The organism is Nonomuraea sp. bgisy101 (genome assembly GCF_057708945.1).
Window position 1 is genome coordinate 83958 of record NZ_JBYITD010000017.1, and the last position, 17365, is coordinate 101322.

At 70.3% G+C, this 17365-nt stretch carries 17 protein-coding genes; 12 read left to right on the forward strand and 5 right to left on the reverse strand.

The annotated features are described in order from the left end of the window. The first annotated feature begins 184 nt into the window (after nt 1–184). Nucleotides 185–1474 (forward strand): hypothetical protein, encoded by a 1290-nt coding sequence (locus AC3EO4_RS29655; RefSeq protein ID WP_431898709.1) that lies wholly within the window; start codon nt 185–187, stop codon nt 1472–1474. A gap of 98 nt (nt 1475–1572) precedes the next feature. Then, on the forward strand, nt 1573–3141 hold the full coding sequence (locus tag AC3EO4_RS29660) for a Na+/H+ antiporter (protein WP_431898710.1): 1569 nt from the start codon (nt 1573–1575) through the stop codon (nt 3139–3141). Here AC3EO4_RS29660 and AC3EO4_RS29665 read toward each other — a convergent pair. Further along, nucleotides 3138–3395, reverse strand: coding sequence for a ubiquitin carboxyl-terminal hydrolase 14 (locus AC3EO4_RS29665; RefSeq protein WP_431898711.1), 258 nt, complete (start codon nt 3393–3395; stop codon nt 3138–3140). The genes AC3EO4_RS29660 and AC3EO4_RS29665 overlap by 4 nt on opposite strands. Nucleotides 3396–3507: 112 nt before the next feature. Between AC3EO4_RS29665 and AC3EO4_RS29670 the strand changes: the two genes are divergently transcribed. From AC3EO4_RS29670 to AC3EO4_RS29700, 7 genes are read left to right on the forward strand one after another with little or no spacing between them, the layout of a single operon-like run. Continuing rightward, nucleotides 3508–4284, forward strand: a complete 777-nt coding sequence (locus AC3EO4_RS29670) for an ABC transporter ATP-binding protein (protein WP_379574142.1) — start codon at nt 3508–3510, stop codon at nt 4282–4284. After that, the gene (locus tag AC3EO4_RS29675; RefSeq protein ID WP_431898712.1) at nt 4281–5162 is read left to right on the forward strand and encodes an ABC transporter ATP-binding protein; all 882 of its coding nucleotides are present in this window, start codon (nt 4281–4283) and stop codon (nt 5160–5162) included. Before AC3EO4_RS29670 ends, AC3EO4_RS29675 begins: the two co-directional genes overlap by 4 nt. Continuing rightward, nucleotides 5159–7003, forward strand: coding sequence for an AMP-dependent synthetase/ligase (locus tag AC3EO4_RS29680; protein WP_431898713.1), 1845 nt, complete (start codon nt 5159–5161; stop codon nt 7001–7003). The genes AC3EO4_RS29675 and AC3EO4_RS29680 overlap by 4 nt, the downstream gene beginning before the upstream one ends. Next, complete coding sequence (locus tag AC3EO4_RS29685; RefSeq protein WP_379574145.1) at nt 7000–7887, forward strand: branched-chain amino acid ABC transporter permease; 888 nt, start codon at nt 7000–7002, stop codon at nt 7885–7887. Before AC3EO4_RS29680 ends, AC3EO4_RS29685 begins: the two co-directional genes overlap by 4 nt. Then, nucleotides 7884–9068 carry a branched-chain amino acid ABC transporter permease gene (locus AC3EO4_RS29690; protein ID WP_431898714.1) on the forward strand — a complete coding sequence of 395 codons (1185 nt, stop codon included), beginning with the start codon at nt 7884–7886 and terminating at the stop codon, nt 9066–9068. The genes AC3EO4_RS29685 and AC3EO4_RS29690 overlap by 4 nt, the downstream gene beginning before the upstream one ends. Nucleotides 9069–9081: 13 nt before the next feature. Further along, complete coding sequence (locus AC3EO4_RS29695; protein WP_431898715.1) at nt 9082–10377, forward strand: ABC transporter substrate-binding protein; 1296 nt, start codon at nt 9082–9084, stop codon at nt 10375–10377. Between the two features lie 39 nt (nt 10378–10416). Further along, nucleotides 10417–10803: a hypothetical protein gene (locus AC3EO4_RS29700; RefSeq protein WP_379574148.1), complete on the forward strand. Its 387-nt coding sequence runs from the start codon at nt 10417–10419 to the stop codon at nt 10801–10803. On the opposite strand, the gene AC3EO4_RS29705 is transcribed toward AC3EO4_RS29700, so the two are convergent. Next, a complete protein-coding gene (locus AC3EO4_RS29705; RefSeq protein WP_431898716.1) occupies nt 10800–11702 on the reverse strand; it encodes a DUF3500 domain-containing protein in 903 nt (300 codons plus the stop codon). The genes AC3EO4_RS29700 and AC3EO4_RS29705 overlap by 4 nt on opposite strands. Before the next feature lie 67 nt (nt 11703–11769). Between AC3EO4_RS29705 and AC3EO4_RS29710 the strand changes: the two genes are divergently transcribed. Continuing rightward, complete coding sequence (locus AC3EO4_RS29710; protein WP_379574150.1) at nt 11770–12102, forward strand: YidH family protein; 333 nt, start codon at nt 11770–11772, stop codon at nt 12100–12102. A gap of 2 nt (nt 12103–12104) precedes the next feature. Next, on the forward strand, nt 12105–12446 hold the full coding sequence (locus tag AC3EO4_RS29715) for a DUF202 domain-containing protein (RefSeq protein ID WP_379574151.1): 342 nt from the start codon (nt 12105–12107) through the stop codon (nt 12444–12446). On the opposite strand, the gene AC3EO4_RS29720 is transcribed toward AC3EO4_RS29715, so the two are convergent. Beyond that, the gene (locus AC3EO4_RS29720) at nt 12421–13269 is read right to left on the reverse strand and encodes an SCO6745 family protein (RefSeq protein WP_379574152.1); all 849 of its coding nucleotides are present in this window, start codon (nt 13267–13269) and stop codon (nt 12421–12423) included. The two genes, AC3EO4_RS29715 and AC3EO4_RS29720, sit on opposite strands and share 26 nt — an antisense overlap. A 132-nt stretch (nt 13270–13401) precedes the next feature. Here AC3EO4_RS29720 and AC3EO4_RS29725 point away from each other — a divergent pair, with 132 nt between their 5' ends. Next, nucleotides 13402–13713: a hypothetical protein gene (locus AC3EO4_RS29725; protein WP_379574153.1), complete on the forward strand. Its 312-nt coding sequence runs from the start codon at nt 13402–13404 to the stop codon at nt 13711–13713. A 63-nt stretch (nt 13714–13776) separates the two neighbouring features. On the opposite strand, the gene AC3EO4_RS29730 is transcribed toward AC3EO4_RS29725, so the two are convergent. Together AC3EO4_RS29730 and AC3EO4_RS29735 are read right to left on the reverse strand one after the other, a co-directional pair. Then, nucleotides 13777–15597, reverse strand: a complete 1821-nt coding sequence (locus tag AC3EO4_RS29730; protein ID WP_379574154.1) for an ABC transporter ATP-binding protein — start codon at nt 15595–15597, stop codon at nt 13777–13779. Continuing rightward, the gene (locus AC3EO4_RS29735) at nt 15594–17360 is read right to left on the reverse strand and encodes an ABC transporter ATP-binding protein (protein WP_379574155.1); all 1767 of its coding nucleotides are present in this window, start codon (nt 17358–17360) and stop codon (nt 15594–15596) included. Before AC3EO4_RS29735 ends, AC3EO4_RS29730 begins: the two co-directional genes overlap by 4 nt. Nucleotides 17361–17365 lie beyond the last annotated feature (5 nt).

The following is a 17365-nucleotide window of genomic DNA, read 5'->3' on the forward strand; positions in this document are numbered from 1 at the left end:
CCTGGCGTTCCAGGCACCCTTGCGCGTACGGCGTGGCACACTTGCCGGGCGTAACCCGCCAGGTCAAAGAAGATCTTCCCGCCGTGGCGCCCCGGTGCTCGCAGTGGGTGTGGAAAGCCCGTTTAGGTAGGGTTTCTCAAGGTTGAGTGGACGAATAAAGGCTGGTTAAAGCAGTATGTCTGCCATGTCGGAAGTTGTCCCGTTGCCGTCGTTCGGCGAAGTGTTCTTCGATGCACGAGGTCAGGAGAGGTGTCTCCGGGTCACGTGGCACGAGGGAACCCTGGTGCTCAGCCTGTGGCGAGGGGAGATGTGCACCGGCAGTTTCCGGATGCCGATGGACGACGTCGGGCGGCTGCTCGACACCCTCGACGACGGCTACGCGGAGGCCGCGGGCGAGGAGCCCGCCGCCCCTGTCGTCCAGCCCGTCGCCGATCCTGTGGAGTACCCGGGCACGGGCCAGTACCATCGCCCCCCGCCCTTCGAGCACGAGCCGCAGCGCGCCCACGACGACAGGCCGACGGCGACGCTGTCGCCCAACGACGTGCTCGTGGCCCGCGGCGCGCCCGCCCAGCAGGACAAGCTCGTCGCCTCCTACGGTGACCAGCGCGAAACGCCCATCCCCGCCGACGGCAGGCCCCGGCTGGCCGAGCAGCCTCCTGTGAGCGCCGAGCCGATGGCCGCCGCGGGCCCCGGCTACCCGATGCCCGACTACCAGCTGCCGTCCGAGCGCGAAGGCGCCAGGGGGCCGCAGTCCACCGATCCGCTGGGCTTCCCCCGGCAGTCGGCCACGCCGTACGCGACGCACTCGGAGCCGTTCGCCGCGCAGAACGCTCACCCCGGCTCCTTCCCGGGACAGGGCGGTCAGCCCGACCCCTTCGCGGGACAGGGCGGTCAGCCCGACCCCTTCGCGGGACAGGGCGGTCAGCCCGACCCCTTCGCGGGTCAGGGCGCCCAGCACGACCCGTTCGCGAGCTCGCAGCCCGACCCGTTCGGGACGCAGGGACAGCCGCAGCCCAGGCAGGACGCCTACGCGCAGGACCCCTACGGCCAGGACCCGTACACCCAGCCGGGGCGGCCGCCCGCCCAGCCGTACACCGACCCCTTCGCGCCGCCGCAGCGGGCGCAGAGCGCCCCAGGCTCGGCCGGGCTCGGCACGCCCATGCACGGCATCCCCGGCGCGGGCCGCAGGACGGCCCCCGAGCCCTACCCCCAGCCCGAGCCGCACGGCCAGCAGGACCAGTACGGCCAGCAGGACCAGTACGGCCAGCAGGACCAGTACGGGCAGCCCTCCTACCAGCAGGGGCCGATGAACCCTTCGGACCCGCTGGGCCTCGGCCCCGACGCCTACCAGCACCAGCAGTCCGACCCCTCCATCCATCGCCCCTACGTGACCGACCAGATGTATGTCACGGGCGAACGCCTGCGCCCCGAGCAGCAGCACCGCGACGACAGGATCGAACGCAGAGAGTGGTGACCGCCCGCCCCTGATGCCCGCGGAGGTCGTCCGTGTGAGAAACTGGCCGCCGGGTCAGACCGGTCGGATTCGCCCGTTTCTCGGCAACAGGGGGGCACGTGGACGCGTCAGCGGGTCTGTACTGGCTTCTGGTGGCCAGCGGCTCGATCTTCGTCGCGTGGGTCGCCAGACGAAGGGGCTGGCCCGCGCCGCTGCTCCTGGTGCTCGTCGGCCTGGTGGTCTCGCCGTTCGTGCCCATGGTCGCGCTGCAGCCCGAGCTCATCCTCTACGTGTTCCTGCCGCCGCTGCTCTACTCGGCGGCGCTGGACAGCTCCTACCTCACCCTGCGAGAGAACAAGAGAGCGATCGGCCTGCTGTCGGTCGGCCTCGTGCTGTTCACCACCTTGGTCATCGGCGGCGTCGTGCACCTGATGCTGCCCGACCTGCCGCTGGCCGCCGCCTTCGCGCTGGGCGCGATCGTGGCCCCGCCGGACGCCGTCGCCGCGGTCGCGGTCGGACGCAGACTGGGACTGCCGCGCAGATCGCTGACGATCCTCATCGGCGAGAGCCTGTTCAACGACGCGACGGCGCTGACCGCCTACCGGGTGGCGATCGGGGCCGCGGCCGGCCACGGCATCAGCCTGCTCGAGGGCGCCGGCGAGTTCCTCTACACCGCGGTCGGCGGCGTGGTGATCGGCATCGCGGTCGCCATGGTGGCGGGGTGGCTGCTGGAGCGGGCGCGCGACGCGCTGGTCGAGAACACCGTCATGCTGCTGATCCCGTTCGCCACCTACCTGGGCGCCGAGTCCGTCCACGCCTCCGGCGTGATCGCGGTGGTGATCGTCGGCCTCTACCTCGGTCACCGGATGCACCGCACCGGCGCCGGCACCCGCCTGGTGCTCACCTCGGTGTGGAAGGTCACCGACTTCCTGCTGGAGTCGATCGTCTTCGCGCTGATCGGCCTGCAGTTGGTGCCGGTGCTGAGCGGGCTGGCGGGACGCAGCCCGTGGGAGGTCGCCGGCTACGTCCTGGCCATCTTCCTGGCGACCGTCCTGGCGAGGTTCGTCTGGGTCTTCCCCGCCACCTACCTGCCGCTGATGGTGCGCAGGACCTCGATGAAGCCGCCTTGGCAGAACGTCGTGGTCGTCGGCTGGGCGGGCATGCGCGGCGTGGTGTCGATGGCCGCTGCCTTCGCCATCCCCCAGGGCTTCCCCGAACGCGACCTTCTGCTGTTCCTCACCTTCAGCACGGTGATCCTCACCCTGCTGGTGCAGGGCCTGACCTTCCCCACGCTCATCAGGAAGCTGCGCGTCACGAGCGAGCGCGAGCAGTACGAGGACAACCTGTCGGAGGCCGCGGCCCAGCAGGCGGCGGTCGAGGCGGGCATGGCCAGGCTGGAGGAGATCCTCAGGGAGGAGGAGACGGACGAGGTCCACGCCGAGGTCATCGACATGCTGCGCGCCAAGTCGGAGCGAAGGGCGCTCAACGCGTGGGAGCGGCTCGGCGGCGGGACCGCGCAGGGCGGCGTCGAGACGCCGAGCCGCCTCTACCGGCGGCTGCGCAGAGAGATGCTGGCCGCGGAGCGCGAGGTGTTCGTACGGCTCCGCGACGAGCGCCGGCTCGATGACGAGGTGCTCCGCCGCGTCACGGCGGAGCTCGATTTCGAAGAGGCGATCCTGGAGCGTTAGGCCATCGCGTTGTGCACGAAACACCACTTCCAGTCCTCGCCGGGCTCGAACGACTGGATCACAGGGTGACCCTCCGCACGGTAGTGCGCGGTGGCGTGCTTGTTCGGTGAGGAGTCACAGCAGCCGATGTGACCACAGTCCAGGCACCGGCGCAGGTGCACCCACCGCGCCCCCATCGCCATACACTCCTCGCAGCCCTGAGGCGTGCGCGGTGCCGGGTCGTCTGCCTCGAGAAGATGCTCGCAAATTGCCATGGCAAGAAGCTTAGGACCAGAACACAGTTCCAATTTGGTCGCACCTATTGATCGGGCGGGTGGTGCGGGCGACTCTTTCTCTCATCGGGGGGTCCCCACCTAGGAGGCCCGCGTGCTTGAGGTTCGCAATCTCGAGGTCGTGTACGACGATGTGATGCTCGTGCTGCGCGGAGTGAGCCTCGCCGTGCCGCCCGGGTCGATCGTCGCGCTGCTCGGGGCGAACGGCGCGGGCAAGACCACGCTCCTGCGCGCCCTGTCGGGCCTGCTCGACGTGCACGACGGCGAGATCACCAAGGGTTCGGTCACGCTGGACGGCCGGCCGATCCACACCATGAGACCCGCCCAGATCGTACGGCTCGGCATCAGCCAGGTCATGGAGGGGCGGCGCATCCTCGGCGAGCTCACCGTCGAGGAGAACCTCAGGGTGGGCGGCCACACCTCGTCGACCTCGCACCTGGACAGGGTCTACGCCCTGTTCCCCGTGCTGAAGGAGCGGCGCAAGAGCGTGTCCGGCTATCTGTCCGGCGGTGAGCAGCAGATGCTGGCGGTCGGCAGGGCGCTGATGGCGGGCCCCCGCTACCTGCTGCTCGACGAGCCCAGCCTGGGGCTGGCGCCCGCGCTGGTGGGGCAGATCCGCGACCTGGTCCTCGAGATCAACCGGCAGGGGACCACGGTCCTGCTGGTCGAGCAGAACGCGACGATGGCGCTGTCGATCGCGGCCCACGGGTACGTGATGGAGACCGGCAAGATCGTGATGGACAAGCCGGCGGGGGAGCTGCTGGCCGACGAGGACATCAAGGAGTTCTACCTGGGGCTGGGCGCCGAGGGAGCCGCCAAGTCCTTCAGGGACGTCAAGCACTACAAGAGACGGAAGCGGTGGCTCTCATGACCGCCCCCACCCCGAGCCCTCCGGACGACGTTCGAGCCCATCCCGGCACCACCCCGTCGAACGCGACCGAGGCGCGCCCGCCCGGCGATCCCCCGGAAGCCCGCGGATCCAGCGGGAACGTCCTGGAGGTGCACGACATCCGGCTGTCGTTCGCCGGGGTGAAGGCGATCGACGGCGTCTCGTTCGACGTCAGGCCAGGGGAGCTGTTCGCCGTCATCGGCCCCAACGGCGCGGGCAAGACCTCCATCTTCAACGTCCTGTCCGGCGTCTACCGCCCCCAGCGCGGCTCCGTCACCTTCCAGGGCGAGGACCTGCTCACCAGACGCCCCCACGACATCGCCGCCATGGGCATGGCCCGCACCTTCCAGAATGTCGAGCTGTTCCACAACCTGACCGTCCTCGACAACCTCATGCTCGGCCGCCACTGCCACTTCCGCTACGGCGCGCTCCCGGCCATCGTCTGGTTCGGCAGGGCCCGCAGGGAGGAGCTGGCCGCCAGGGCCAGGATCGAGGACATCATCGACTTCCTCGAGCTGGAGGCCTGGCGCAGGCACCCGGTACGGCTGCTGCCGTACGGGATCCAGAAGCGGGTGGAGCTCGGGCGCGCGCTGGCGATGGAGCCGAGGCTGCTGCTCCTGGACGAGCCGGTCGCCGGGATGAACCTGGAGGAGACCGAGGACATGGCCAGGTTCGTCCTGGACATCCGCGACGAGCTGGGCATCCCCATCGTGCTCGTCGACCACGACATGGGCCTGGTGATGGACCTGGCCGACCGGGTGCTCGTGCTCGACTTCGGCCGCCCCGTCGCGCTCGGGACGCCCGCGCAGGTGCAGCAGGACCCGAAGGTCATCGAGGCGTACCTGGGAGGCGCCGCATGACAATCACCGCCACGAGAACAGAGACCATCGCCACGAGGGTCCGCCGCAGGGCGCGCGAGAGCCCTGACGCCGTCGCCATGCGCCACAAGGACTTCGGCGTCTGGGAGGAGGTCGGCTGGCGCGCCTACTGGGCGAACGTGGAACTGGTCGCGCACGCGCTGCTCGCGCTCGGCGTCGAGCCGGGCGACCGGGTGGCGGTCCACTCGGAGAACCGGCCCGAGTGGCTCTACGCCGACCTCGGGATCGTCGCGGTCAGGGGCGTCACAGTGGGCCTCTACCCGACCAACCCGCCGGCCGAGGTGGCCTACCTGCTGTCGAACTCCGGGGCGAGGATCCTCATCGCCGAGGACCAGGAGCAGGTGGACAAGGCCCTGGCCGTCCTCGACGAGTGTCCAGGGCTGGAGCGGATCGTCTACCTGGAGCCGCGGGGCATCAGGGGCCGCTACACGGATCCGCGTCTGATGTCGTGGCCCGAGCTGCTGGAGCTGGGCGCCGAGCACAGCGCGCTGCACCCGGACGCGCTGGAGGCCAGGATGGCGACGGCCGAGCCGGGCGACGTCGTGACGCTCATCTACACCTCGGGCACGACGGGACCGCCGAAGGGCGTGATGCTCACGGTGGCCAACGTGGAGTTCGCGGTCAGGACGCTGGTCGAGGGCGGCGGCTTCACCTCGCCACCGCCGTCCGAGCGCGATCTGGTCGTCTCCTACCTGCCGCTCTGCCACGTCGCCGAGCGCGCCTTCACCGTCTGGTTCAACGCCGCCGCGGGCGTGCAGGTCAACTTCGCCGAGTCCATCGACACCGTCCAGGCGAACCTGCGCGAGGTGCAGCCGACGATCCTGTTCGGCGTGCCGCGCATCTGGGAGAAGGTCCTGGCCCAGGTCAACATCAAGATCGATTCTGCCTCGCCGCTCAAGCGCGCCGTCGCCCGGTTCTGGCTGCGCGTGGCCGACCGCATCGGCGACACGCTGGTGCGCACCGGCGGCGTCCACACCCCGGGCACGCGGCTGCTCTACGGCCTGGGCTGGTTGATGTGCTACCGCTCGCTGCGCGAACGCCTCGGGATGCGCCGCGTCCGCTACGCCGCCTCGGGCGCCGCGCCGATCGCGCCCGCGGTGCTCAAGTTCTACATGGGCATCGGCGTCGCCATGCACGAGGTGTACGGCATGAGCGAGAACACCGCGATCGCCACGGGCAACAGGCCGGGCCGGATCAGGCTCGGCACCGTCGGCGAGCCGCAGCCGGGCACCGAGCTGCGGATCGACGAGCCGACGGGCGAGATCCTCACCCGCCATCCGGGCACGTTCGCCGGATACTGGGGCAACCCCCGCGCGACCGCGGACGTGCTGGACGAGGACGGCTGGCTGCACACCGGAGACGTCGGCGAGTGGGTCGAGGGCACGCACGTGCGCATCACCGACAGGATGAAGGACATCCTGATCACCGCGGGCGGCAAGAACATCGCGCCCAGCGAGCTGGAGAACGCGCTGAAGGCCTCGCCGTACCTGAAGGAGGCGGTGGTGATCGGCGACCGGCGGCCGTACCTGGTCGCGCTGATCGGCATCGAGCTGGACACGGTGGGGGAGTGGGCGCGCAGGCGCGGCCTGTCCTACACCACCTACCGCGACCTGTCGGACAAGCCCGAGGTGCGCGAGCTGGTCCAGGGCATCGTCGACGACGTCAACGCCAGGTTCGCCAGAGTCGAGCAGGTCAGGCGGTTCGCGTTCCTGCCCAAGGAGCTCGACCACGAGGACGGCGAGCTGACCGCCACCCAGAAGGTCAAGCGCGGCGCGATAGCCAAGCTCTTCCAAGAGCAGGTCGAAGGGATGTACCGCGGGTGAAGGGCGTGCTGGAGTCGGTCATCAGGGGCCTGGGCAACGGATCGGTGTACGCGCTGCTCGCCCTCGGCTTCGTGATCATCTACAAGGCGACGCGGGTGATCAGCTTCGCGCAGCCGTCGCTGATGCTGGCGGGCGCGGTCGCGGTCAGCTACCTGGCCGAGGTCACCGGCTTCTATCCCGCGGTGCTGCTGGCCGCGTTGCTGATCGCGGGGGTCGCGCTGGCGATCGAACGGATCGCGATCAGGCCGATGGTCGGCAGGCCCGTCTTCGTCGTCGCGATCATCACGCTCGGCATCGACGTCGTGGTCCGGGTGGTCGTCAACGCGTTCATCGGCAGGGACGTGCGTCAGATGGGCGACCCGTGGGGCTTCACGCAGGTCTCGCTCGGCCCGCTGGTCGTGCAGACCAGGTGGCTGGCCATGCTCGCGGTCACGGCCGTGCTCGTGGGGCTGCTGTTCGCCTTCTTCCGCTTCACCAGGTACGGCCTGGCGATGCGGGCCGCCGCCTTCGACCAGGAGACCGCGCTCGCCCAGGGTGTGTCCGTCGGCATGGTGTTCGCGCTGTCGTGGGGGCTGGCGGGCTTCCTCGCGGCCATCGCGGGGATGTTCGTCGGGACCGGCCAGGGCGTGGAGCAGCTCACCTGGATCATCGCGCTCAAGGCGCTGCCCGCGATCATCGTGGGCGGCCTCGACTCCCTCGGCGGCGCGGTCGTCGGCGGGCTGGCGATCGGCGTGGTCGAGTCGCTGTTCCAGAGCTACCAGGGCGAGTTCGCGCCGTGGCTGGGGCAGAACTTCGCGGTGGTCACGCCGTACGTCGTGATGCTGCTCGTGCTCCTGGTCAGACCCTACGGCCTGTTCGGCACGAGAGAGGTGGAGCGGGTATGAGCGAGCTCGACACGCCGGCGAAGGAGCGGCGCGCGTCGCGGCCCCGCATCTCCGACATACCGACCGGACGGTCTCGACGTCCCCGCGGGCGGCCGTCGCTCTACACCGCCTACGCCCAGGACATGGCGCTGCTCGACACCAGGGCCAAGAAGGTGTGGACCGCGGTGCTCGTGCTGGCCGCCTTCGCCCTGTCGGCGGTGCTCGCCGACCGCTCGCTCGAGGTGCTGGCGGGCGCGTACGTGCTGGCGATCGGCGCCATCGGGCTCAACATCGTCACCGGCTACGCGGGCCAGGTCTCGCTGGGCCACGCCTTCTTCGTCGCGATCGGCGCCTACACGGGCGCCGCGCTGTCGGCGCCGCCGGGCGGCAGGACGATCGGGCTCGGCCTCGCCGAGATCTGGATCTGGCTGCCCGCCGCGGGCCTGGCCGCCGCCCTGGCGGGCGTGCTCGTCGCGCCCCTGGCAACCCGGCTGCGCGGCCTCTACCTCGCCGTCGTCACGCTCGGCCTGGTCTTCCTCGGCGAGCACGTCTTCAAGGAGTGGGACGCCCTCACCGGCGGCCCAGGCGTCGGCCGCTCGGCCGCGGTGCCGCAGCTGTTCGGCGTCCGCCTGGACCAGGACGGCCCGCTCGGCACCCGCGAGCAACTCCTCTACCTGCTGATGCTGGCCGCGCTCGTGCTCTTCGCGCTGGCCGCGCGCAACCTGGCCCGCTCCCGCATCGGCAGGGCCTTCATGGCCGTCCGCGACCGCGACATCGCCGCCGAGGTCATGGGCGTGCCGCTCACCCGCTACAAGGTGCTCGCCTTCGGCATCTCCTCCTTCTACGCCGGGTGCGCGGGAGCGCTGCTCTACAGCATCACCGGCTTCGTCGAGCCAGGCTCCTTCAGCCTGCTGCTGTCGGTGCAGTTCATCGCGATGGTGCTGATCGGCGGCGTCGCCACGGTGTCGGGCGCGATCGCAGGGGCCCTGTTCATCTCGCTGCTGCAGCCGCTGACCAGGTCGCTGCCCGCGCTGGTGCCGTTCGTCAGCGGCGACACCACCGTGACGCCCAACGTCTTCCAGGTCGAGACCGTCCTGTACGGCCTGCTGATCATCCTGTTCCTCGTCTTCGAGCCGCGCGGCCTGTTCGGCATCTGGGTCCGCGTGCGCAACTACTGGAAAGCCTGGCCCTTCTCCTACTAGAAAGGGAAATTTTGTGAAGAGTCGCTATGTCGTGACTGGTGTCGCGGTAGTGGCCCTTCTGTCCGCTTGCGGCGTCATCCGGGGGGACGACGAGGGCAGCAAGGGCGGCGGCGCCATGGCAACGGGCGTCACCAGCGAGCCATGTCCCAAGGCGGTCGACAAGAACAAGGGATGCATCTACCTCGGCACGATCTCCGACCTCACCCAGGGCCCCTTCGCGGCGCTGGCCGTCCCCATCACCGACGCGCAGAAGGCCTTCTGGAAGCGGGTGAACACCGCGGGAGGCATCGGCGGCAAGTACGAGGTCGACGTCGAGACCTACGTCAGGGACAACAAGTACAACCCCGAGACCCACCGGCAGGTCTACAACGAGATCAAGGACAAGGTCCTCGGCCTGGCGCAGACGCTCGGCTCGCCGACGACCGCCGCGATCCTGGACGACCTCAAGGCCAACAGCGTCGTGTCCGCGCCCGCCTCGTGGACCTCGGCGTGGGAGTTCGAGGACGTCATCGTCGAGACCGGGTCCAACTACTGCATCGAGGCCATGAACTCGGTCGACTACGCGATGGAGGCCTACAAGCCCAAGAGCGTGATGGCCGTGCACCTGGCGGGCGACTACGGCGCCGACGCGGCGGCGGGCGCGAAGATCGCCGCCGAGCGGAACAAGCTGGAGTTCACCGCCGTCGAGACCCCGCCGGGGGCCACCGAGCAGGGGCGTGCGATCACCGAGATCACCAAGAACAAGCCCGACCTGGTGATCCTCACGACAGGCCCCGCCGACGCGGCGGCCATCATCGGCCAGTCGGCGGCGGCCGGGTACAAGGGCCGCTTCATCGGCACCGGGCCCACGTGGAATCCCGCCCTGCTCAAGTCGCCCGCCGCGCCCGCGCTGAAGGCGCTGTACGAGCAGTCGGCGCCGGGCAAGCCGTACGGATCGGACACCCCGGGCCACAAGGCCATGCGCGACGCGCTGCCTGGAGTGACGGCGAACGACGGCTACACCTCGGGCTGGGCCTGGTCCTATCCGCTCAAGGCCGCGCTGGACAAGATGGTCGCGAGCGGCGACGTCAGCCGTAAGGGCCTGCTGGCCGGGGTGAAGTCCCTCTCGACCGTCGACTACGAGGGCATGCTGCCCGCCGAGGCGGGCAACTTCTCCGGCGACGCCAACACCGCCACCTTCCGCCAGACGCTGATCAACAAGGTGGACGAGTCGGCGCCCACCGGGGTCGCGATCGTCAAGGACTTCTTCACAGGCCCGACCGCACAGGGGTACACGATGGACGGCCCCTGCTTCAACAAACTGTCATGATCAGCGCAAGGGGCGCGGCCGTTGGCTAGTGTCGAGGACATGCGACTCGTTGCCAGCAGGTTCGTGCCCCTTGCCGCCTTCGCCGTTGTCGTCTTCGCCAGCGGCTGCAGCGAGATCAACGCGACGGTCGACAAGGCTCAGGCCTGTCTGGAGGCCCCCAAGATAGTCTCGGAGACCGTCGCCAAGATCAGCGGCCTGGTCAACGACCCCGCCGCGATGGAGAAGGAGCTCGACGCCGCCTCGAAGAAGCTGGGCGAGGTGGCCGACAAGGCGTCCAACACCACGCTGAAGGAGGCCACCGACGATCTGGCCGCCAGCCTGAGCAAGCTCGACGTCAACAGCGCCAACGAGGCGGTCGACGCCGTACAGAAGGTCGGCAACGACACCGCCGCCTACCTGACGAAGCTGAAGGAGGCCTGCAGCTAGGCCTCGTCCGCCAGATGGGCGGCCAGCAGCCCGGCGCCGAAGTCGGCGCCCGGCCTCCTGATCACGGTGTGCGCGTGATCGGCGGCGTCCTGCGTGTTGTCGTACTCGACGAGCAGCCCAGGGCCCTGGATCCGGTAGTAGTGACCGGCGCCCGCCGCGACGGGCCCGGCCCACGCGAAGGAGAAGGCGGCCGGATCGTGCGCGCCCCGCAAGGAGGGGGCCAGCCGGTCCAGGTAGACACCGAGCAGCCCGCCCAGCAGGTCGCGCTGGGCGGAGGCCAGCTCGCCGCCCCGCACGCCGCGCGGTTCCAGCTCCGCGGCCACCGCGGACGTGCCGGTGAGGATGTCGGGCGGCGCGACGTCCGCGACCACCGCCCGGGCGCGCAGCGCGGGGGACAGGTCGGCCACCAGCGCCCTGGCCATCTCCTCCTCCAGCGGTAGCGGCCTGACCACGGCCGTCTCGCCGTACCGGACGGCGGCCGGGTGGGCGCCGAGGAACAGCGGCGCCACCTCGACCCGCCCGCCCGCGACCGTCGCCGTGACCGACACGTGGTGGCCTTCGAAGCGCCAGCTCCACGCCTCCGTCCCCGGCGTGCCGAAGATCGCCACGTGGTAGTCGTCGCTGTGGCGGCCCCTGCGCCCTCCCTCGTCGAGGTCGAGCACCTCCTCCATCGCCATGATCGTCACCACCTGGGCGAACGCGTGCCGCGACAGCGCCGTGGCCAGCAACCGGTGCGCCGCCTTGCGCGCCTCGCGGCTCAGCCCGAGCAGCGAGGCTCCTGGTCTGGGCGCGGGCACGTAGGTCCAGCGCCGCCGCAGCGGGTCGCCGAACTCGTAGGCGGCGGCCTGCCGCTGCTCCGGCGTCAGGCGGTCGAGGAACCGGGTAGCGATCTGCGCCATGAGCATGACAACAGGATCTCCTATCCCGGCTTCTCTAGGGGAAATGGGGTCGATTTAGCGTGGTCACATGAACGGCACCGAGCCTGATCCCCGCTTCACCCTCGCCAACGAAAGGACCTTCCTGACCTGGTTGAGCACGTCCCTGGCGCTGTGCGCGGGCGGCGTGGCGATGGCGGCGGTCTCCGACGACATCTTCGTGCCGTGGGTGCGCACCGTGATGGCCCTGATCCTGGTCCTTCTCGCCGCGCTCGCCGCGGGCATGGCCTACCCGCGCTGGCGCAACATCCAGCGCGCGCTGCGCAACCAGGCGCCGCTGCCGCCGCCCGCCCTGGCGGCCGTCTTCGGCTACGGCGTGGCCGCCGTCGCCGTCGTGGCTCTCGTCCTCATCCTGATGGCCTGAGCATGTCGGCCGAGATCTGGGACCCCGGGCTGCAGAGCGAGCGCACCCGCCTGGCGTGGGTGCGCACCGCCGTCGCCCTGTCCACGGGCGGCCTGGGCGCGGCGGGGCTGGCCGCCCGCGCGGGGCTAGGCCTGGTGTTCGTGGCGGCGTTCGCGCTGGCGGCGCTCTGCGGAGGGGTCCTGCTCGTGCGGACCGCCTCCCGCTTCCGCCACGTCCAGCGCGCCCTGCACAACGGCGATCCGCTCGACAGCAGGCCCGACGCGCTGCTGGCCTGGGTCGGCACCCTCTGCGTGGTGGCCGGCTCGATCTGTTTCGTCGTCACGACGAGCCTGGCCCACGGCTAGAGAGCGGGAGCAGCCCCGCGTCCACCACGGCGCGTCCGAAGGGCCTGGCCAGCTCGGCCAGGCGCGAGCAGCCGTCCTCGCCCAGCGCGGCGTAGGCGGGCATGGCCAGCTCGTCGGTCCTGCTCTCGATGTGGCCGCGCAGCCTGGCGCCCTCCTCGGTCAGGCCGTCGGCGAGCAGGCCGCGTGCCTTGAGCGCGTCCGCCGCCTCGCCCCACGCCTCCTCGGGCCAGCCCCGCGACGTCTTGAGGAAGATCTCGGGCACCTCCCTCGACGCGGCATGCAGGACCAGGGCCTCGACCGGCGACAGCCCCTCCGAGACCAGCAGCGCCACGTGCCCGTCGCCCCTGAACTCCCGCAGCAGCGTCTGCGCGTGGAACAGGTCGAGCAGCGGCTCGCCCGGCCAGGGGAGAGCCGCGTGGGCGGCGAACAGCGGGCGGCCGTGCACGTGCTCAGCCGCCGCCTCCGCCGCCCTCCTTGCCAGGGCGAGCGTCTCGGCCAGCGCGCCGGCCCCGTCGACGCCACCTCGGCGCAGCGCCGTGCCGGCCGCCTCCAGCCTGGCCGCCAGGACCTCGGTGGGGCTCGTCTTCTCCCAGGCCGCGGCGAGGGAGCGCCGTACGAGGTCGGGGTTGAAGTTGTAGAACGTCGCGATGACCACCTCGGCGGACGCGGCGCCGAAGGCGGCGCCGCGGGAGGCGAAGTAGCCCGCGCGTCCCCGCAGGCCGAGGGCCGCGTACAGCTCCCGTGCCTCCGGCACGAAGTAGATCATGCCGTGCACCGGCTCCAGGCGGCGCCATGCGCGTCTTGCCTCGCGGGTGTCGACCATCGACTGTCTCCTCGCCTCCGAACCAACCGGTCGGTATGGGAACCTACGGGGCCTTTCCCGCCTCGTCAACGGCTTGCGGGGGCGGCAGGGGGAGGCGGACACTCGAAGAAGACCAGCTCGGAGGTGATTCACGTGCACGAGGGCTATGACGCACGCGAGACATGGCCGTTCGAGTGCCAGTGCTGCTGGCACGTCTGGCAGGAGGAGTACCTCGTCAGGCACCTCACCGACAGCCATGGCAACGAGGTCGAGGTGTGGATGCGGTCCGGCGTGGCCGTCCAGCCGCCCACCTCCGACAGGAGTTGCCCCAAGTGCGGGGCGGTCCAGATCACGACCTTCCCGGCCGGATACATGGCCAGAGATCAGGAACCGCCCGTGCCCGCCCCTCGTGAGGTGACCAAGGAGACGGCGCTGAAGTTCACCTGGCGCGCGGCGATCACGTGACCGCCCGGTCCCGGGCGCGCGGCAGCGGCGCAGGCCGATGACACGTGCCCGGGAGGGAGGAGGTCAGGCCAGGCTGTCCAGCCAGGCCTGGTGCAGACCGGCGAACCGTCCCGCCGCGGTGATGAGCGCCTCGGGCGGCCCGTCCTCGACGATCGTGCCGCGCTCCATCACCAGGACCCTGTCGGCGATCTCCACCGTCGACAGGCGGTGCGCGATGATGAGCGCGGTCCTGTCGGCGAGGATCGTGCGCAGCGCCCGCTGGACCAGCCGCTCGCTCGGCACGTCGAGCGACGAGGTGGCCTCGTCGAGGATCAGCACCGCCGGGTCGGCCAGGAAGGCGCGGGCGAAGGCGACCAGCTGCCGCTGGCCCGCCGACATCCGGCCGCCGCGCTTGCCGACCTCGGTGTCGTAACCCTCGGGCAGCGCCGAGATGAACTCGTGCGCGCCGATGGCCTTGGCCGCGTCCACGACCTCCTTGATGGAGGCCTCCGGCCTTCCGAAGCGGATGTTCTCGGTGACCGTGCCGGAGAACAGGAAGTTCTCCTGCGTCACCATCACCACGGCCTTGCGCAGCGTCGTCTCGTCCAGGTCGCGCAGGTCGACGCCGTCGAGCAGCACCCGTCCCGCCGTAGGGTCGTAGAAGCGGGAGATGAGCTTGGCCAGCGTGGTCTTGCCCGCGCCCGTCGCGCCGACCAGCGCCACGCTCTGCCCGGCGGGGATGGTCAGGTCGAGACGCGGCATGATCGGCATCTCGGGCACGTAGGAGAACTCCGCGCCCTCGAAGCGGACCTGACCCCGCGCCCTCGCCAGTTCCGCGCCCCGCGGCGGCTCGGGAACCGACGGCTCCTCCTCCAGCACGCCCGACAGCTTCTCGAGCGCCGCGCCCGCCGACTGCAGCGTGTTGTAGAACTGGCTGATCTCCTGCATCGGCTCGTAGAACTGGCGCAGGTAGAGCAGGAACGCCGCCAGCACGCCGACCGTGACCTCGTCGTGGAAGGCCAGCCAGCCGCCGTAGATCAGCACGCCGGCGATCGTGAGGTTGCCGATGAGCTTGATGCCCGGCATGAACATCGCGATCAGCTGCATCGCCCGTGCGTTGGCGTCGCGGTAGTCGGCGTTGAGCTGGCCGAAGATCTCCTGGTTGCGGGGCTCGCGGCGGAAGGCCTGGACGGCCTTGATGCCGGTCATCGACTCCACGAAGTGCACGATGACCAGGGCCACCGTCTCCCTGGTGCGCCGATAGGTGATCGCCGACTGGCGGCGGAACCACCGGGTGAACAGCAGCAGGACAGGCAGCGGGACCAGCGCCACCAGACCGAGGTGCACGTCGAGGATGAGCAGCAGCGCCGCTGTCCCGAACATCGTCAGCACCGCGGTGACCAGGCCGTCGAAGCCCGACTGCAGCAGCTCGGCGATCGCCTCGATGTCGGAGGTCAGTCGCGAGATCACCCGGCCCGAGGTGTACTTCTCGTGGAAGGCGAGCGAGAGCCGCTGGAAGTGGTCGAAGACCCTGCGCCGCAGCTCCAGCAGGATGTCCTGGCCGATCCTGCCCGACAGCTTCAGGAACGCCTGCCTGGTCAGCGCCTGGGTGACGGCCGCGGCCAGGATGACCGCGATCACCGTGAGCAGCGTGACGGGGCCCTGCCCGCGCAGCATCGGCGGGATGCCCGAGTCGATGCCGACCTTCACCAGGTACGGGATGGCCAGCCCCGCGCCGCTGGAGCAGATGATGATCGCGGTGAGCAGCGCGATCGCCCTGCGGTGCGGCCTCAGCAGATCGGTCAGCAGCCCGCGCGAGCGGGTCCGCAGCAGCAGCGAGACCTTCTCCGGCAGGTCGTCCTTGTTCTCCGAGGCGACGCCGCGCCAGTCGGTGGTGGCCGTCATCGCAGGGCTCCTTCCTCGGACAGGTCGGCGTCCTGCGCCAGCAGCGCGCGGTACTCGGGCACCTCGGCCAGCAGGTCCTGGTGCCTGCCGACATGGGTGATCGTGCCGTCACGCAACAGCGCCACCTTGTCGGCGAGCAGCACGGTGGAGGCGCGGTGCGCGACGACGATGCCGGTCGCGTCGCGCAGCACGTGGCGCAGCGCCTCCTCGACCAGCGCCTCGGTCTCCACGTCCAGCGCCGACAGCGTGTCGTCGAGCACGAGGATCTTCGGCTTGGACAGGACCGCCCTGGCCAGCGCCAGACGCTGGCGCTGGCCGCCCGACAGGGACATGCCCTGCTCGCCGATGCGGGTGTCGAGGCCCCACGGCAGGTCGTGGACGAACGTCGCCTGCGCCACCTCGAGCGCCTCGCGCAGGTCGTCGTCGGAGGCGTCGCGGTGGCCGAGCGTGAGGTTCTCGCGCACGCTCATCGAGAACAGCGTGGGCTCCTCGAACGCGGTGGCCACCACCTCCCTCAGCGTGCTCAGCTTCAGGTCGCGCACGTCGTGGCCGTCGATGGTGACCCTTCCCGAGGTCACGTCGATCAGCCGGGGGACGAGCGCGGTCAGCGTGGTCTTGCCCGAACCCGTCGCGCCCACGACGGCCACCGTCTCGCCCGGCCGTACGTCGAGCCAGACGTCGTGGAGCACCGGCCGGTCGGCGCCGGGGAAGCGGAAGCCCACGCCTTCCAGCCGCAGGTGGCCGCGCGGGTGCTCGATCGTCTCCGTGCCGTCCTCGATGGAGGGGACGGTGTCCATGACCTCCATGACGCGGTCGGCGGAGGTCATCGACTCCTGCGCCATCGCCAGGATGTAGCCAAGGCTCGCGATCGGCCAGACCAGCTGCAGCACCAGCGTGGTGAAGGCGACGAGCGAGCCCTGCGAGAGCGAGCCCGACCCCACGGCCAGCGCGCCGAGCAGCAGGACCAGGGCGAGCGTGAGGTTCGGGATCACCTCGAGGAAGGTGAAGAAGCGGGCCGAGAGCCCCACCTTGTCGAGGGAGGTGGCGTACACCTTCCGCGCGGAGTCGTCGAAGGTGTCGAAGACGTGGTGCCGGCGGCCGAACGCCTTGATCGTGCGGATCCCGATCGCCGACTCCTCGACGAGCGTGGCGAGGTCGCCCTGCTCGTCCTGGACCTGGCGGGAGATCTTGATGTACCTCTTCTCGAACCGCAGCGACACCCAGACGATGGGTACGGCGGAGGCCGCCACGAGCAGGCCGAGCGGCCAGTACATGTTCAGCAGCACGATCGTCACCGTGGTGAGCTGGATGACGTTCATGACCAGGAAGAGCATGCCGAAGCCGAGGAAGCGCCGGATGGTCGACAGGTCGGTCGTGGCCCGCGAGAGCAGCTGGCCGGACTGCCACTCGTTGTGGAAGGCCATGGGCAGGCGCTGCAGGTGCCTGTAGAGGTCGTCGCGGATCTCGGTCTCGAGGCCGAGGACGGGCTTGGTCTGCACCCATCGCCTGAGGAAGATCATCAGGGCTTCCGCGACGCCGACACCCACGGCCAGGAGGCCCAGAGGGAGCAGGTCGACGGTCTGCTTGGCGTCGATCACTTCCTTGCCCACCAAGGGGAAGGCGATGCTGGCGGCGATTCCGAGGATGGCCACCAGCCAGATGAACACCAGTTTGCCGACGTAGGGGCGTAGGTAGGACCGCATACGCCACAGGGAGTTGGAGGAGAGCAGGGGACGGCTGGGAACGTTCGTATCGGGAGGCATCACCT

What these genes read in the sequence shown, in the direction of transcription:
- AC3EO4_RS29720 (WP_379574152.1), bottom strand. Translation starts at nt 13,269, where the DNA reads ATGGTCGACACCCGCGAGGCAAGACGCGCATGGCGCCGCCTGGAGCCG.
- AC3EO4_RS29675 (WP_431898712.1), top strand. Translation starts at nt 4,281, where the DNA reads ATGACCGCCCCCACCCCGAGCCCTCCGGACGACGTTCGAGCCCATCCC.
- AC3EO4_RS29665 (WP_431898711.1), bottom strand. Translation starts at nt 3,395, where the DNA reads ATGGCAATTTGCGAGCATCTTCTCGAGGCAGACGACCCGGCACCGCGC.
- AC3EO4_RS29705 (WP_431898716.1), bottom strand. Translation starts at nt 11,702, where the DNA reads ATGGCGCAGATCGCTACCCGGTTCCTCGACCGCCTGACGCCGGAGCAG.
- AC3EO4_RS29730 (WP_379574154.1), bottom strand. Translation starts at nt 15,597, where the DNA reads ATGACGGCCACCACCGACTGGCGCGGCGTCGCCTCGGAGAACAAGGAC.
- AC3EO4_RS29655 (WP_431898709.1), top strand. Translation starts at nt 185, where the DNA reads ATGTCGGAAGTTGTCCCGTTGCCGTCGTTCGGCGAAGTGTTCTTCGAT.
- AC3EO4_RS29715 (WP_379574151.1), top strand. Translation starts at nt 12,105, where the DNA reads ATGTCGGCCGAGATCTGGGACCCCGGGCTGCAGAGCGAGCGCACCCGC.
- AC3EO4_RS29735 (WP_379574155.1), bottom strand. Translation starts at nt 17,360, where the DNA reads ATGCCTCCCGATACGAACGTTCCCAGCCGTCCCCTGCTCTCCTCCAAC.
- AC3EO4_RS29700 (WP_379574148.1), top strand. Translation starts at nt 10,417, where the DNA reads ATGCGACTCGTTGCCAGCAGGTTCGTGCCCCTTGCCGCCTTCGCCGTT.
- AC3EO4_RS29680 (WP_431898713.1), top strand. Translation starts at nt 5,159, where the DNA reads ATGACAATCACCGCCACGAGAACAGAGACCATCGCCACGAGGGTCCGC.
- AC3EO4_RS29710 (WP_379574150.1), top strand. Translation starts at nt 11,770, where the DNA reads ATGAACGGCACCGAGCCTGATCCCCGCTTCACCCTCGCCAACGAAAGG.
- AC3EO4_RS29690 (WP_431898714.1), top strand. Translation starts at nt 7,884, where the DNA reads ATGAGCGAGCTCGACACGCCGGCGAAGGAGCGGCGCGCGTCGCGGCCC.